Source organism: Aliiroseovarius sp. S2029, from assembly GCF_023195575.1.
GTDB classification, from domain to species: Bacteria; Pseudomonadota; Alphaproteobacteria; order Rhodobacterales; family Rhodobacteraceae; genus Aliiroseovarius; species Aliiroseovarius zhejiangensis.
Genome location: NZ_JALPQE010000012.1, coordinates 1 through 13,682 on the forward strand (window position 1 = coordinate 1; position 13,682 = coordinate 13,682).

The 13,682-nt window shown below is 56.7% G+C and carries 18 protein-coding genes; 13 read left to right on the top strand and 5 right to left on the bottom strand.

Going from position 1 to position 13,682, the window contains the following annotated elements; genetic code table 11:
* Nucleotides 1-458 precede the first annotated feature (458 nt).
* Nucleotides 459-1,286 carry a universal stress protein gene (locus MUY21_RS15685; protein WP_248411226.1) on the top strand — a complete coding sequence of 276 codons (828 nt, stop codon included), beginning with the start codon at nucleotides 459-461 and terminating at the stop codon, nucleotides 1,284-1,286.
* Nucleotides 1,287-1,386: 100 nt separating this feature from the next.
* Here MUY21_RS15685 and MUY21_RS15690 read toward each other — a convergent pair whose 3' ends face one another.
* Nucleotides 1,387-1,881 carry a hypothetical protein gene (locus MUY21_RS15690; protein WP_248411227.1) on the bottom strand — a complete coding sequence of 165 codons (495 nt, stop codon included), beginning with the start codon at nucleotides 1,879-1,881 and terminating at the stop codon, nucleotides 1,387-1,389.
* A 207-nt stretch (nucleotides 1,882-2,088) separates the two neighbouring features.
* On the opposite strand from MUY21_RS15690, the gene MUY21_RS15695 reads away from it, so the two are divergent.
* From MUY21_RS15695 to MUY21_RS15715, 5 genes are all read left to right on the top strand, one after another.
* Nucleotides 2,089-2,781, top strand: coding sequence for a hypothetical protein (locus MUY21_RS15695; protein ID WP_248411228.1), 693 nt, complete (start codon nucleotides 2,089-2,091; stop codon nucleotides 2,779-2,781).
* A gap of 212 nt (nucleotides 2,782-2,993) precedes the next feature.
* Nucleotides 2,994-3,302, top strand: coding sequence for a 30S ribosomal protein S10 (gene rpsJ, locus MUY21_RS15700; RefSeq protein ID WP_091428130.1), 309 nt, complete (start codon nucleotides 2,994-2,996; stop codon nucleotides 3,300-3,302).
* 14 nt (nucleotides 3,303-3,316) lie between these two features.
* Nucleotides 3,317-4,051, top strand: coding sequence for a 50S ribosomal protein L3 (gene rplC, locus MUY21_RS15705; protein ID WP_248411229.1), 735 nt, complete (start codon nucleotides 3,317-3,319; stop codon nucleotides 4,049-4,051).
* Nucleotides 4,048-4,665 carry a 50S ribosomal protein L4 gene (rplD, locus tag MUY21_RS15710; protein WP_248411230.1) on the top strand — a complete coding sequence of 206 codons (618 nt, stop codon included), beginning with the start codon at nucleotides 4,048-4,050 and terminating at the stop codon, nucleotides 4,663-4,665. Before rplC ends, rplD begins: the two co-directional genes overlap by 4 nt.
* Complete coding sequence (locus MUY21_RS15715) at nucleotides 4,662-4,958, top strand: 50S ribosomal protein L23 (protein ID WP_191285953.1); 297 nt, start codon at nucleotides 4,662-4,664, stop codon at nucleotides 4,956-4,958. Before rplD ends, MUY21_RS15715 begins: the two co-directional genes overlap by 4 nt.
* A gap of 226 nt (nucleotides 4,959-5,184) precedes the next feature.
* Here MUY21_RS15715 and MUY21_RS15720 read toward each other — a convergent pair whose 3' ends face one another.
* Nucleotides 5,185-5,553, bottom strand: a complete 369-nt coding sequence (locus MUY21_RS15720; protein ID WP_248411231.1) for a DsrE family protein — start codon at nucleotides 5,551-5,553, stop codon at nucleotides 5,185-5,187.
* A gap of 64 nt (nucleotides 5,554-5,617) precedes the next feature.
* On the opposite strand from MUY21_RS15720, the gene MUY21_RS15725 reads away from it, so the two are divergent.
* Complete coding sequence (locus tag MUY21_RS15725) at nucleotides 5,618-6,607, top strand: AraC family transcriptional regulator (protein ID WP_248411232.1); 990 nt, start codon at nucleotides 5,618-5,620, stop codon at nucleotides 6,605-6,607.
* A gap of 265 nt (nucleotides 6,608-6,872) precedes the next feature.
* Nucleotides 6,873-7,589 carry a L,D-transpeptidase gene (locus MUY21_RS15730; protein ID WP_248411233.1) on the top strand — a complete coding sequence of 239 codons (717 nt, stop codon included), beginning with the start codon at nucleotides 6,873-6,875 and terminating at the stop codon, nucleotides 7,587-7,589.
* Nucleotides 7,590-7,601: 12 nt separating this feature from the next.
* On the opposite strand, the gene MUY21_RS15735 is transcribed toward MUY21_RS15730, so the two are convergent.
* The 3 genes from MUY21_RS15735 to MUY21_RS15745 all read right to left on the bottom strand — a co-directional run bounded on the left by MUY21_RS15735 (nucleotide 7,602) and on the right by MUY21_RS15745 (nucleotide 9,532).
* Nucleotides 7,602-7,889, bottom strand: a complete 288-nt coding sequence (locus MUY21_RS15735; protein ID WP_248411234.1) for a hypothetical protein — start codon at nucleotides 7,887-7,889, stop codon at nucleotides 7,602-7,604.
* A gap of 161 nt (nucleotides 7,890-8,050) precedes the next feature.
* A complete protein-coding gene (locus tag MUY21_RS15740) occupies nucleotides 8,051-8,659 on the bottom strand; it encodes a LysE family translocator (RefSeq protein WP_248411235.1) in 609 nt (202 codons plus the stop codon).
* A gap of 279 nt (nucleotides 8,660-8,938) precedes the next feature.
* Entirely contained in the window at nucleotides 8,939-9,532 is a 594-nt protein-coding gene (locus MUY21_RS15745; RefSeq protein WP_248411236.1) for a PEP-CTERM sorting domain-containing protein, read from the bottom strand.
* 321 nt (nucleotides 9,533-9,853) lie between these two features.
* Between MUY21_RS15745 and rplB the strand changes: the two genes are divergently transcribed.
* Genes rplB through rplP form a run of 5 tightly spaced genes read left to right on the top strand, consistent with a single transcriptional unit; the run spans nucleotide 9,854 to nucleotide 12,496 of the window.
* Entirely contained in the window at nucleotides 9,854-10,696 is an 843-nt protein-coding gene (gene rplB / locus MUY21_RS15750) for a 50S ribosomal protein L2 (protein ID WP_191287450.1), read from the top strand.
* A gap of 3 nt (nucleotides 10,697-10,699) precedes the next feature.
* Nucleotides 10,700-10,978, top strand: coding sequence for a 30S ribosomal protein S19 (rpsS, locus tag MUY21_RS15755; RefSeq protein WP_246928015.1), 279 nt, complete (start codon nucleotides 10,700-10,702; stop codon nucleotides 10,976-10,978).
* A 3-nt stretch (nucleotides 10,979-10,981) separates the two neighbouring features.
* Complete coding sequence (gene rplV, locus MUY21_RS15760) at nucleotides 10,982-11,362, top strand: 50S ribosomal protein L22 (protein WP_191287448.1); 381 nt, start codon at nucleotides 10,982-10,984, stop codon at nucleotides 11,360-11,362.
* The gene (gene rpsC / locus MUY21_RS15765) at nucleotides 11,362-12,069 is read left to right on the top strand and encodes a 30S ribosomal protein S3 (RefSeq protein WP_248411237.1); all 708 of its coding nucleotides are present in this window, start codon (nucleotides 11,362-11,364) and stop codon (nucleotides 12,067-12,069) included. Before rplV ends, rpsC begins: the two co-directional genes overlap by 1 nt.
* A 13-nt stretch (nucleotides 12,070-12,082) precedes the next feature.
* Nucleotides 12,083-12,496, top strand: coding sequence for a 50S ribosomal protein L16 (gene rplP, locus MUY21_RS15770; protein WP_108857553.1), 414 nt, complete (start codon nucleotides 12,083-12,085; stop codon nucleotides 12,494-12,496).
* Nucleotides 12,497-13,682 lie beyond the last annotated feature (1,186 nt).

The following is a 13,682-nucleotide window of genomic DNA, read 5'->3' on the forward strand; positions in this document are numbered from 1 at the left end:
GCACCGTCGGTTCGGGCGTTGTGTCGAAAATCATCGAGTAAGAACGCCTCACGTTCTTGACCGGAAAGGGCGTCCCTCGGGACGCCCTTTTTTTTATGCCACGCCGAAAGATGATCTGAGAAACACAAACAAACAGATGGCCAAGATCATCGAGCAGTCAGCGTCCGTGATTCAGCCGTGCCCCAACGCTTCGCCGGATTTCCTCATGGTCCGACCATGGTCGCGAGATGTCCCAGGTGCCAGTTTGAGTGTTCCAAAGGGGAAACACTAATAAGTTGTGCGTTTTGATTGACCCAGATCAATCATTGCCCGCGTCGAACCTGATTTGATGAAGTCGCCATCAAAAGCGCGCGGGGGCGGCAATACTTGTCGCCTGGTCCGCGCCCGCGCGAACGTTGACGCAAATACCACCGCCAAACAAAGCCAGTCTCGTCGCTCAAGCGAAAGGAAAAGAACACATGCTTATCAAGTCGATTCTCATTGCTTCGGATCTGTCAGCACGGTCGGACCGGGCACTTCAACGTGGTTTCCTTCTGGCCAAAGAGCTCGGCGCTCGGGTCAGAGTGCTGTCGGTCATCGATGACAGTATTCCTGAAAATCTGGCCGCGGAACTGCTCGAAAGGTGCCGCGTCCATCTGGAGGCGTCGGCAAAAAGCCTCGCCGGGGATGTGCCATTCGAGGTTCAGGTCGAGATCGGCGATCCAATCCCGCGCCTGATCGACGCCGTAAACTCTGCAGACGTCGACCTCGTGGTCGCCGGTCGGCATCGCGACCGGGGCATTCTGGACGGGTTTCGGCAGACCACGGTCGAGAGCGTGGTCGCGAAATCCTTTACGCCGGTGCTGCTGGTCACGGACCCGGTTCATGGCGGCTATGGCCGGGTGCTTTCACCGGTGGCGTTCTCTGCCGCATGTCACCGCGCGGTTCGGACCGCGCACTGCATTGCACCCGAAGCGGCGTTTCGACTGTTCCATCTCTGGATGGCACCGTTCCAGGGTCTGACCGGCGGGAGATCGTCGGATTTCGCGCGCGAGGTGCAACGCGAAACCGAGGCACAGGCTGAGGCTTGGGCTGAAGGGCTTCCTGCCTCGCTCCCGAAGACCGAACTTGTGCATGACGGGTATGGTTCAGGGTGCCAAAAAGAGATCAGCGCCTACAAGCCTGACCTGATCGCGGTTGGCGCGAACACGCGCAGTCTGTCTTTCACCGGTCTGGGTTCTTTCACAGCCGAGCTTCTGCGGACCCCGCCCACCGACCTGCTGATCGCGCGGGGGGCGGAGATTTAAGCCGACCACAGCTTAATCAACTTCATTGATGTGCCAACGGAAAGGGCGTCCCTCGGGACGCCCTTTTTTGTGTTGATTGGTGTGGTGACGGATGATGTCGTTACCCATCCAGACGTTTGACGACGTGATCGGCAAAGGCCGCGATCATTCCGTCATAATATTCCTTGCTGTCCGTGGTCAGTGCTGTCACGTCGAACCCTTCGGGCAGGAACAGGATCGCCTGATCGAACGCCACCGACAGATCATAGGTCTCGAACTTGGAGTTATCGTTCGGGCTGAGGATCTTCACACGGCCTGACAGGGATGAATCGGCAACTCCGGCTGCGTTTTGCAGGGTGTTCGCCAGTTCAATTTCATCAATATCGATGCTGATGCGCACGCCTTCGTCATCAGTGCGGCCCACAAGGCGTTCGACAATAGCGTTTTCCAGATCATTTTCGATCATGGTCCAGTGCGCGGCGGCATTGGCATTGGCCAGGTCTTCCAGTTCGACTTCGACATCGACCTCTTTCACCATGGTCATGTCGTCAGCAAAAGCGGGTGCTGTCAGCATCGAGGCAGCCAGCAGGCCAGCGGTAAGGGTCTTGTATGTCATCATCGGATTTCTCCTTTATTGTAACGCGGCGCCGTACTGCGCCAGTCGACCACCCAACGCGGACCCCGAGAGATGGTTCCATCTTCCGCTGCACCACATAGGCAAGAATTTGCCTTGTTTGTGCCTGAAAAGGGCAGTAACGAACTGAGATGGGCGTGTACTGCACGTTGCAAACTGCCCTGATTGATCGCCATAGGGATGACAGCTTTGGTCTTTCTTGTTTCCATCGCCATTCTTTCAACTGTCTACATGATTGCAGCGCTGCTGGTGCCTGAATGGGCGGATATCCTGTTGCTGGCGGGGCCAATCGCGGGGGCGAGCATCTTCTTGCTGCTGAAACGGTTTTTGTCACGACCGCGCAGGCCGGTCGTGGATGCGCCTGCCCCGAAAAAGCGGCGTCGCGGGACGTCATTGAAAGAGCATGGTCAAACACGCAGCCCAGCCGTGGCGGAGCGTCGCCTGACACGCGCCTCTGCCGCGCGTAAGTGGATTATCGTTGACGGGTCCAACGTCATGCACTGGCAGGATGGTGATCCCAGCTTCCAACCGTTGCGTGACGTAGCGGAGAACCTTGTCGCGGGCGGGTATTCTCCACATTTCTTTTTTGACGCGAACGCAGGGTATATTCTGGCAGATCGTTATCTGCACGACCGGGATTTTGAAAAGATGCTGAACTTGCGTCGGGGCAAGGTCACGGTCGTTTCCAAGGGCACTGTCGCAGACCAGGCTATTCTTGGTGCCGCGCGCAAACTGAATGCCGTTGTCGTGACCAACGACCGATATCGTGATTGGGCCGATCAGTATCCAGAGGTCACACAGCAGGGCTTTCTGTTGAAGGGCAGATACGGCGCGCACGGGCTGCGGCTTGACGAAGCAGCCATGCAACCCGCCTATGCCTGACAGGCTGTGCCACGGTCGGGTAAACTTGGGGCATCGGGCCACATTGCCCCTTGTCACACACAGCCAACCCCTGTAAGACGCGCGAGTTCGCTGGGGAAAGCGGCGTTGGCGGGATTCGGTCCCGCTTTTCGTTTTTTCCCGGGGTTCGACGAGGGCAGGGGGAATGAGCTTCCTGTCGTCCTATCAACTCTCTGCCTGAAAGGGCGAATGCTATGACAAGTCAAAACATTCGTATCCGTCTGAAGGCGTTTGACTATCGCGTGCTGGATGCCTCCACACAAGAGATCGTCAACACTGCCAAACGGACCGGTGCAAACGTTCGCGGCCCCATCCCGCTGCCGAACAAAATCGAGAAGTTTACTGTTCTGCGTGGACCTCACGTTGACAAGAAATCCCGCGACCAGTTCGAGATCCGCACGCATAAGCGTCTGCTCGACATCGTTGACCCGACCCCGCAGACCGTGGACGCGCTGATGAAGCTCGACCTGGCTGCTGGCGTTGACGTCCAGATCTCGGTCTAAGGAGGGTATCACAGATGCGCTCTGGAATTATCGCGAAGAAAGTCGGCATGACCCGGCTTTTCATGGAAGACGGCAAGCAGATTCCTGTGACCGTTCTTCAACTGGACAACCTGCAAGTTGTGGCCAACCGCACCGCGGAACAGGACGGGTATACCGCTGTTCAACTGGGTGCTGGCGACGCAAAAGCAAAACGCACTTCGAAGCCGATGCGCGGTTACTTCGCCAAGGCGGGCGTCGCCCCCAAGCGCAAGCTGGTGGAGTTCCGCGTTGACGCCGACAACCTGATCGCCGTGGGCGAAGAGATTTCGGCCGAACACTATGTGGAAGGTCAGAAGGTTGACGTCGCAGGCACGTCGATTGGTAAAGGCTTTGCCGGTGCCATGAAGCGTCACAACTTCGGCGGTCTGCGCGCCACACACGGTGTTTCGATCAGCCACCGTTCGCATGGTTCGACCGGTCAGTGTCAGGACCCCGGCAAGGTGTTCAAGGGCAAGAAGATGGCCGGCCACATGGGTTCGGTCCGCGTGACCACTCAAAACCTGGAAGTCGTGAAAACTGACGCCGATCGCGGCTTGGTCTTCATCAAGGGCGCTGTCCCTGGCTCGAAAGGTGGCTGGGTCACCGTGAAAGACGCCGTGAAGAAGAAGCTGCCCGAGAACGTTCCGTTCCCGGCGGCGCTGAAATCGGCTGCAACCGCTGCAACAGAAGCTCCTGCGGAAGAAGCACCCGCGGAAGGTGGTGAAGCATGAAACTTGATGTAATCAAACTGGACGGCAAGAAAGCCGGTTCGGTCGAGCTGGACGAGGCCCTGTTCGGTCTTGAGCCACGCGCCGACATTCTACACCGTGTGGTCCGCTGGCAGCGCAACAACGCGCAAGCCGGTACCCACAAGGTCAAGACGCGTTCGGAAACCAGCTATTCGACCAAGAAGATCTATCGCCAAAAGGGCACCGGCGGCGCACGCCACGGTGACCGTAACGCGCCGATCTTCCGCAAAGGTGGTATCTATAAGGGTCCGACCCCGCGTTCGCACGGTCACGACCTGACCAAGAAATTCCGCAAGCTGGGTCTGAAACACGCCCTGTCCGCCAAGGCGAAAGCCGGCGAACTGGTCGTGATCGAGGACGCCGCTTCGGAAGGTAAAACCGCCGCTCTGGCCAAGCAGGTCAAGGACCTGGGCTGGAAACGTGCTCTGGTCATCGACGGTGCCGAGGTGAACGAGAACTTTGCACGCGCTGCAAAGAACATCGACGGCCTGGACATCCTGCCGACCATGGGCGCCAACGTCTATGACATCCTGAAACGTGACACGCTTGTGCTCACCAAAGCAGGTGTCGAAGCTCTGGAGGCTCGCCTGAAATGACCGATAAAGCTGCACTCTACGACGTGATCCGCAAGCCGCTCATCACCGAGAAAGCAACCATGGCATCCGAGAACGGTGCGGTTGTGTTCGAAGTGTCGATGGACGCCAACAAGCCGCAGATCAAGGAAGCTGTCGAAACCCTGTTCGGCGTGAAGGTGAAAGCCGTCAACACGTCGATCACCAAGGGCAAAGTCAAACGCTTCCGCGGCCAGCTGGGCAAGCGTAAAGACGTCAAGAAAGCCTATGTAACCCTGGAAGAGGGCAACACGATCGACGTGACCACCGGCCTTTGATCGTCAGGCTGATGTAAGAAATGAAGGCCCCTGCCGAAAGGTGGGGGCTTTTCCTTTTGAGGGGGAATGTTTGCTTTGAGACCGGAGTGCGTGATGCTGCACCGCGCACGAAAGTCCGGTCCTTGTGTTGCTTGCGTTTGGCGATGCGGCATTCAATTGCATATCAGCGTGTAGATGTTCGGCGACATGCAGAACAATTGTCCTGAACGCACGTGGTGCCGATCGCTCAGAAAGAAAGAGTTGCCGCGCCCGCCTTAATTTCTTCGTGCATAGCCGCCGCGCCGGTGATCGTGACACCATCGAGCAGATCGCCGGCGTCATACCCGCGCGATTTCACACAAGGTGGACAAGCCCAAATGACGCCGCCTCGGTCTAGAAAGTTTTCGATCATCTCAGCGAGAGGCTCCAATGGCGGAACATGGGTCACCGTCTGCCCGCCTCTTCGCACAAGATCTATGCCGGTGCTGGTAAGAAACAGGCTGACGTTCAGACCCGATGACAGGCCTCCATTGGCAATCGTCAGTGCGACCGAGGACAGTTCGGACTCGATCCCCTTGGTAATGACCACCACTAGTTTGTCCGTTCCAGTGCTCATGGTATGCTTCTCCATCTTGCAGTTGAACTCGGAGACATTGTGCGGCGCATCGGAAAGGGTGGATATGGCTAGAGTTCCGGCAGGTTTGGCCGAAATTCCAAAACTTGATGACACCGTTCAATACGCGTTGATTTCGGATGTGTTGCGCCACACTCGGATCGTGAGCTCAAAGCAATTCTGCTATAATCCCACCGGAACGTGGCGCACGGACGCGACACCGGCGCCTTTCAAGCCAAAAGAGGCGATTGGCTTCCATATCGTCGCCAGTGGAACGCTCTGGCTGGAGTATGACGGCGTGCGACGAACGCTATCCGAAGGGGATATCGTTTTGCTACCGTTTGGAGCCTCGCACTGGATCGGTGTTGGAGAAGGTGGCCCCATTCTTGACCCAGGCGGCGACCTTCCGCCAGCCCCCTGGGAGAAAATACCGATCATGCGCTATGGCGACGATGAAGCAGAGGTCCGTATACTGTGTGGATACGTCATAAGCGACATAAAGGACTTTGCGCCGTTCAGATCACAGCTTCCGGATTTAATTCATTTGAGCACACAATCTCGCGACGGCGATGATTGGCTGGCAGCGATTGTCGCGCAGATCGTCACCGAGGTGGACTTACCTCAAGTTGGAAGCCCTCAGGTGCTTGAACGCCTGACAGAAATAGCGTTGCTCGAGGTCTTACGACGGCAGATAGTGCGCAACCCGTCACAAGTTGTCGGTTGGTTGGCTGCCGTTCAGGACAAGGGGCTCGCGAATTGCTTGGCACAAATCCACGATAGGCCAAACAAGAACTGGACCTTGGTGAAACTCGCATCCGAGGCTGGTCAATCAAAGAGTTTGCTGTCAGAAAATTTCAGGAGGGTGCTCGATATGTCGCCGATGCAATACCTGCGCCAGTGGCGACTTTTTCTCGCTTCGCAAAAGCTACGGCATTCAAATGAAAGCATCGCAGAAATCGCTTTTGGATCATGTTACGGTACCGAAGCCGCATTTTCACGAGCATTCAAAAACTGTTATGGAAAGTCGCCCGCCGCTTGGCGTGACCGATATAGTTGAGGTATGTCCCATTCCAGCACAATGTGATTGCCGCGGGTTGGATTTTGTAGCGAAGTGTAAGACCAGCCATTGGAACAGATAAGACAAAAGGCAGCAAAGTCCGCTACGCTGCCATTCGCAATGGCATGCCTAACCAATGGGGTTATTCAGTCACGTTTTCGGGTCGCTTTACACCGCACACCGGATTTTGACTCGCGATTTCGCTAGTGTTGACTAAGTTGGAAAAGTTCGATGATCTGCTCATCTTGAAACGAGGTATCTGCCCATGTTGACCCGACGCCATTTTGTTATCACGTCTGCCGCCCTGTTTTCGGCGCCGATTGCCGCGCCCGTCTGGGCGCAGGATCAGGCGACAACCCCTGCTGCGGCATCTGCGCCGGTCAAAACCAAACGGCGCCCGGTATCGGACAGTTCCAGATGGGCCGCTTATGATGCGCAGGTGACGCCCGCGAATTATGACCCGTTTACGTCGAACCCCTGGGGTCTGCACCCACGCTTTTTGCCCAAACTGGTTCAGGCGAATGCAGGCCTGAAACCTGGCGACATTCATGTCGATGCCGTCGCGCGTTATTTGTATCATATTCGCGCGGACGGGACGGCGATGCGCTATGGCGTAGCGATTGGGCGCGGTGATTTGTACGAACCCGGCACTTTCACGATCCGCCGCAAGGCAAAGTGGCCGATCTGGATTCCCACCAAGGATATGGTGAAGCGCGACCCCAAAACCTATGGCCCGCTTGAGGACGGAATGGATGGTGGTCCGCGCAACCCGTTGGGGGCACGGGCGTTTTATCTTTATAAGGGCAACCGCGACACCTATCTGCGGATCCATGGCTCACCTGTGCCGCGGTCCATTGGTGGTCGGGCAAGCTCGGGCTGTGTGCGCATGGTGATGGCGCATATCATCGGGCTGTATGATCAGGTTGAAACCGGCGTGACCGCCCATCTTTACCCGGCCGAAAGCATAACGGCGCGCAGCTAAGCGCGCCGACCGTCACGCGGCGGGCGGCTCATCGCGCTTGGCGCAGATCGGCTGACCCTTGCGGTTTCTGAGCGGCAGATAGGTCGTTTCGACAGGACCTTGGTAGCGATAGACGAAACACCCGTCCGCGTTATTGATCCGCACATCGCTAAGGTCTTGCCCCGGCGCCGCAATCGCGCGCACGTTCTCTGGCACCGAACCGAACGACCGCGTGTCCGCCCCACCGCTTGCCCCTTCCGGGCTGACACAGGCAGAAAGCGAAAGCGCAGCGGTGCCCAGAAAAATACCCAACTTCTTCATCACATTGTCCCCATTGACTTGTTTCCGAAAGGATGGGGGATTTTGGGGCAGAGGGAAAGGGGGTAGTTTCATGGTGCTGTGGTCTGAACCGATTGGCCGTTTTGGCTGCGTGGGTGAGTGAACCTTCGTGCAGAACGATATGCGCGTCTTTCCTGCCTAACCTAGTTGGACACGGCCAACTTTGCGCCCAGAAACCCGAAAGTTCCCGCAAAACACCGTTTTATCCACTTCATGACGGAGGGGCGGCGAATGACATAGTCCCGCGCATATGCGGCGAATGCGCCATAGATCAAGAAGACTACAAATGTCATCGCCATGAAAACAGCGGCAAGGCCGATCAAGGATGCGGTCGGGTCCGAGGTGGTTGGGGAAATGAACTGTGGCAGGAAGGCCAGAAAGAACAGGGACAGCTTGGGGTTCAGAACATTTAGCAAGATGCCCGTCGTTGCGATCCGCACACTGCCGGTTTGTATCCTGCTTTCCGAAACGTCCATAGCGCGATCGTCCCGCAATATCTTCCACGCCATGTAAAACAGGTAGGCGACCCCCAGAAACTTGATCACCTGAAAGGCCAGTGCGCTTGTGTGAAGAAGGGCGGCCAATCCTACGATGCTGGCGACGGCGGCTGGAATAATGCCCAGCGTGCACCCTATGGCCGCCGCGACACTTGCGTTGAACCCTTTGTCAAGACCGACGGAAAGTGTGTAGATCACACCTGTGCCGGGCAAAAGCACGACCACAAGCGACGTGAGTAGAAACTCAATGAACATTCATACCCCTCCGATGAAACGCCATGTTCATCGCGATGTGGTTTCAGGTCAATGAAATTCGCGCTTTGAACGAAGCCGGACCTGCGCCACCTTGTGGTGTCCTGTTGCATGAATGGTCTTTTGGGGATCAGCTGAGTTACCGCACCCTCCACCAGCTATCCCACTCCATCCCTGACAGATCGCACAGGTCGGTGAGCCGCGCTCGCAGCAGGTCGTGCCTCATGGAAACGGCCAACGCAGATTGCGTCGGCCGTATTAATGTGGCCTATGTGCGTTCGGTTATGCGCGGTCTTCGCGTTTGCGCCGCCAGCCTGCAAACCCCAGAAGAGCCAGGGCACCGCCCATCAGTGGAAGTGCAGCAGGCACCGGCACAGCGGCAACCTGGATGTTATCCATGCCGAAATACTGGTCACCTGATCCGGCGAGCGAGTTGAATACAACGCTGCTCAGCCCGGTCCAGTTCAGGTTGTAGGTCGTGAAGGCTCCGAGCGCCAGGATCACAGATGTTGTGCCACCACCGGTCAGGTTCCCGGTGATCTGAAGCGAACTTGACGGTTCAAACCAGCCTCCCAGATCCAGACTTGCCAGGTTGAACGCCCCGCCCCCGATCCGTGACATGGTCAGCGAAGACACGCCGGCGAAGTTGTCACTTCCGAAGAAGGTCGAACCGCTATCACCACCACCGAAGTTGTTGGCAAAGTGGGTATGGTTGGTGGTTGAATCAAACAAGTAACCCATCGAGGTGACATCACCTTGCGTGGTTGGTGTGGCACCTGCGGTGTGAGAGTACTCTTCAAAGTCGATCACTGCGGCATTCGCAGCACCGACGGCCAAGCCACAGGCCAGCCCGGCTATGAGTAGTTTCTGTTTCATAAAGGAGTCCCCCTCCAGAAATAATTGGCGAGAATTGAAAAACATGAAAAATGGTTAACGTGTGTGGCACAATACACCAATTCGTGGAAATCTCCAAAAAGTTGCCTTGAGCTTACTTGATCCGTGCCCCGCGCGCGGGATAGATGTTGTGATGTGAGAAACCTCACTCTGCCCTAGACACCCCCCACCATCCCTGATACATCGCGCAGGTCGCGTGGCCTCGGATTCGTTCCGGGGCCTTGTGACATTTGGAATTTGGGGACCTTCGGGGCCCTGTAACTCAGGCAGGTGACTGCCTCAAAGCAACGGAAGACAGAAAGCATGGCACTCAAGTCGTACAAACCGACGACGCCAGGCCAGCGTGGGCTGGTTCTGATCGACCGTTCGGAGCTTTGGAAAGGTCGCCCGGTTAAGGCTCTGACAGAGGGTCTTACTAAATCGGGTGGTCGGAACAATACCGGACGGATCACGTCGCGCCGCCGTGGTGGTGGTGCAAAGCGTCTCTATCGTATCGTGGACTTCAAACGTTCGAAGTTTGATGTCGCCGCCACAGTTGAGCGGATCGAATACGACCCCAACCGCACAGCCTTTATCGCGCTCGTGAAATACGAAGACGGCGAACAGGCTTACATTCTGGCCCCGCAGCGTTTGGCTGTTGGCGACCAGATCATCGCTTCGGCCAAGGCCGACGTGAAGCCCGGTAACGCGATGCCCTTCTCGGGCATGCCCATCGGTACCATCGTGCACAACATCGAGATGAAACCGGGCAAAGGCGGCCAGATCGCCCGTGCAGCCGGCACATATGCCCAGTTTGTTGGTCGTGACGGCGGTTACGCCCAGATCCGTCTGAGCTCGGGCGAGTTGCGCCTTGTGCGTCAGGAATGCATGGCCACCGTTGGTGCCGTGTCGAACCCCGACAACTCGAACCAGAACTACGGTAAAGCCGGTCGTATGCGCCACAAAGGCATCCGCCCCAGCGTCCGTGGTGTCGTCATGAACCCGATCGACCACCCCCATGGTGGTGGTGAAGGCCGGACCTCGGGTGGTCGTCACCCGGTGACCCCGTGGGGCAAGCCGACCAAGGGTGCGCGCACCCGCAACAAGAACAAGGCGTCGTCGAAGCTGATTATCCGCTCGCGTCACGCCAAGAAGAAGGGGCGTTAAGATATGGCACGTTCTGTCTGGAAAGGCCCTTTTGTTGACGCTTACGTCCTCAAAAAAGCCGAGAAAACCCGCGAGTCGGGTAAAAACGAGGTCATCAAGATCTGGTCGCGTCGTTCGACCATTCTGCCCCAGTTCGTGGGTCTGACCTTTGGCGTCTATAACGGCCACAAGCACATCCCCGTGAATGTGACCGAAGACATGATCGGCCAGAAGTTCGGTGAGTATTCACCGACGCGGACCTATTACGGTCACGCGGCTGATAAAAAAGCGAAGAGGAAGTAAGCCATGGGTAAGGATAAAAATCCCCGCCGCGTGGCCGATAACGAAGCAATGGCGAAAACCCGCATGCTTCGCACGTCCCCGCAAAAACTGAACCTGGTTGCTGGCATGATCCGCGGCAAGAAGGTTGACAAGGCTCTGAACGACCTGACCTTCTCGAACAAGCGTATCGCTCAGGACGTGAAGAAATGCCTTCAGTCCGCCATCGCCAACGCCGAGAACAACCATAACCTGGACGTTGATGAACTGATCGTGGCGGAAGCCTATGTCGGCAAGAACCTGACCATGAAACGCGGTCGCCCGCGTGCCCGTGGTCGTTTCGGCAAAATCATCAAACCGTTCTCGGAACTCACCATCAAGGTGCGTCAAGTTGAGGAGCAAGCTTAATGGGTAATAAAGTCAATCCCGTCGGCATGCGTCTTCAGGTCAACCGCACCTGGGACAGCCGCTGGTATGCAGACACGAAAGATTACGGTGATCTTCTTCTGGAAGACCTGAAAATTCGTGACTTCATCAAGACCGAATGCAAGCAAGCCGGCATCAGCCGTGTGATCATCGAACGTCCGCACAAAAAGTGCCGCGTTACGATCCACACTGCCCGCCCCGGCGTGATCATTGGCAAAAAAGGCGCAGACATTGAAACTCTGCGCAAGAAAATCGCCAAGATCACCGACTCGGAACTGCACCTCAACATCGTTGAAGTGCGCAAGCCCGAGCTGGACGCCGCATTGGTCGCTGAATCGATCGCGCAGCAGCTTGAGCGCCGTGTGTCCTTCCGTCGAGCCATGAAGCGCGCCGTGCAGAACGCAATGCGTATGGGTGCCCTTGGCATTCGTGTGAATGTTGCTGGCCGTCTTGGTGGCGCTGAAATCGCCCGTACCGAATGGTATCGCGAAGGCCGTGTGCCGCTGCACACCCTGCGCGCTGACATCGACTACGCCCACGCCGAAGCAATGACGCCTTATGGCATCATCGGCATCAAAACCTGGATCTTCAAAGGCGAAATCATGGAGCACGATCCTGCTGCTCGTGATCGTCGTCAAGCGGAACTCCAGGAAGGTCCCGCGCCCCGTGGCGCCGGCGGCCGTCGTTAAGGAGGGCTGAGATATGCTTCAACCAAAGCGTACAAAATTCCGCAAGATGCACAAAGGCCGGATCAAGGGTGAGGCCAAAGGCGGCTCTGACCTGAACTTCGGATCCTACGGTCTGAAAGCTCTCGAGCCTGAGCGTGTGACTGCACGTCAGATCGAAGCTGCCCGTCGTGCCATGACGCGTCACATGAAGCGTCAGGGTCGTGTATGGATCCGCATCTTCCCGGACACCCCGGTCACCGCCAAGCCCATCGAAGTTCGTATGGGTAAAGGTAAGGGTTCCGTGGACCGCTGGACCTGCAAAGTGAAGCCGGGCCGCGTGATGTTCGAGATCGACGGCGTCAACGACGACGTTGCTCGCGAAGCTCTTCGTCTTGCCGCGATGAAACTGCCGATCAAATCGCGCGTCGTGGTGCGCGAAGATTGGTAAACCAATCTTCATGAGTACGGTGTAGCGAATTTCCGAAGGAAACTCGCGGGCCGCACCCGGTAGAAAGAATTAAAACCCCCGTCGAGAAATCGGCGGGGGTTTTTTCTGGTTTGTTCGAGGTGACGGTTCTATCTCTGGGCGAACATGAACTATTTGAAAGTGTCCGCTATGCGATCCTTTATTTGTGCTCCATTCGTGCTTGCCGCAGCTCTCCAATCGGCCACAGCCGAGATCGGCGTTGGTCGTGAAGCCAATTGCCTAGTCATTGAAAGCGGAACGCGATTTGTGGACGGGATCTGTGAGTTCACACCTACCGAGAGAGACGGGTCGTTTCACTTTCAGACTTACAATGGCCAATTCTGGGGACATCTGAATGTGGTGTCGAAAGGTATTGGGGAAGTCTTCTGGAACGGAGAGCCATACGCGAGCCATGCACACAACAGTCAGTTCGATCTCATTCGTAATGAAGCGTGTTGGGTGAACGAGCGGTCTTCATTCTGTTTTTGGTAGGCGATAGGTACTTAAATCAATCTAGCGAACACCGGCCTGTGCCCTGTACGGGCCACGCCCGACCCTTCCACCGGGAGGGCGTATTGCGACATCCAGATTATTGCATCGTTGTGATTGAAGTACCGCCGTGCGTAATGCGGCGTTCGTGAAACGCCTACCCAAGATCGGGCGTGGCCCTACACTCCGACCACAAGCACCCCAATCGCTTCTTCCAACTGGGTCTATTCATATCCGAAATGCGACTGCACCACGGTTGCTGGATGTCAAAACCCGGCGCGGGCTTTGCAGAACCCCTCGGCCAGTATTTCGTGCAGCCACTCTGCGGTTTGGTCACTGGACAGTATCTTGTCTTCTCATCTGCAACGCGACCCGCATCGCCGGATACTCCGCACGAATCTGCGATGACTGGAATCAACTGATTTGCCGGGGCGAAACAAGATTGATTTGCGTCGATGGGTGAAAATCCTTGGAAAAGCGCGCGAGAAACCGCGCGACTTGGCCCGCCACAAACCCCGTCCCCTTGAAACAGGGGCCTAGAACCCCAATTTCATAAGGGTCTGCAAAAAGATTTCGCCAATTTGGCATTTTTCTAAAAAAAGGGGTTGCGACTCTTAGCGGGTAGGCCTAGAACCCCCTTCACCGGCGGCGCTGATGGCGCGGTTGGGACGCGGGACGG

Bases quoted from the DNA above. Each gene is read 5' to 3' on its own strand.
- MUY21_RS15730 (WP_248411233.1), top strand. From the start codon at position 6,873: ATGTTGACCCGACGCCATTTTGTTATCACGTCTGCCGCCCTGTTTTCG.
- rpsS (WP_246928015.1), top strand. From the start codon at position 10,700: ATGGCACGTTCTGTCTGGAAAGGCCCTTTTGTTGACGCTTACGTCCTC.
- rpsJ (WP_091428130.1), top strand. From the start codon at position 2,994: ATGACAAGTCAAAACATTCGTATCCGTCTGAAGGCGTTTGACTATCGC.
- MUY21_RS15735 (WP_248411234.1), bottom strand. From the start codon at position 7,889: ATGAAGAAGTTGGGTATTTTTCTGGGCACCGCTGCGCTTTCGCTTTCT.
- MUY21_RS15745 (WP_248411236.1), bottom strand. From the start codon at position 9,532: ATGAAACAGAAACTACTCATAGCCGGGCTGGCCTGTGGCTTGGCCGTC.
- MUY21_RS15740 (WP_248411235.1), bottom strand. From the start codon at position 8,659: ATGTTCATTGAGTTTCTACTCACGTCGCTTGTGGTCGTGCTTTTGCCC.
- rplP (WP_108857553.1), top strand. From the start codon at position 12,083: ATGCTTCAACCAAAGCGTACAAAATTCCGCAAGATGCACAAAGGCCGG.
- rplB (WP_191287450.1), top strand. From the start codon at position 9,854: ATGGCACTCAAGTCGTACAAACCGACGACGCCAGGCCAGCGTGGGCTG.
- rplD (WP_248411230.1), top strand. From the start codon at position 4,048: ATGAAACTTGATGTAATCAAACTGGACGGCAAGAAAGCCGGTTCGGTC.
- MUY21_RS15690 (WP_248411227.1), bottom strand. From the start codon at position 1,881: ATGACATACAAGACCCTTACCGCTGGCCTGCTGGCTGCCTCGATGCTG.
- rplV (WP_191287448.1), top strand. From the start codon at position 10,982: ATGGGTAAGGATAAAAATCCCCGCCGCGTGGCCGATAACGAAGCAATG.
- MUY21_RS15725 (WP_248411232.1), top strand. From the start codon at position 5,618: ATGGCTAGAGTTCCGGCAGGTTTGGCCGAAATTCCAAAACTTGATGAC.
- rpsC (WP_248411237.1), top strand. From the start codon at position 11,362: ATGGGTAATAAAGTCAATCCCGTCGGCATGCGTCTTCAGGTCAACCGC.
- MUY21_RS15720 (WP_248411231.1), bottom strand. From the start codon at position 5,553: ATGAGCACTGGAACGGACAAACTAGTGGTGGTCATTACCAAGGGGATC.
- MUY21_RS15685 (WP_248411226.1), top strand. From the start codon at position 459: ATGCTTATCAAGTCGATTCTCATTGCTTCGGATCTGTCAGCACGGTCG.
- MUY21_RS15715 (WP_191285953.1), top strand. From the start codon at position 4,662: ATGACCGATAAAGCTGCACTCTACGACGTGATCCGCAAGCCGCTCATC.
- rplC (WP_248411229.1), top strand. From the start codon at position 3,317: ATGCGCTCTGGAATTATCGCGAAGAAAGTCGGCATGACCCGGCTTTTC.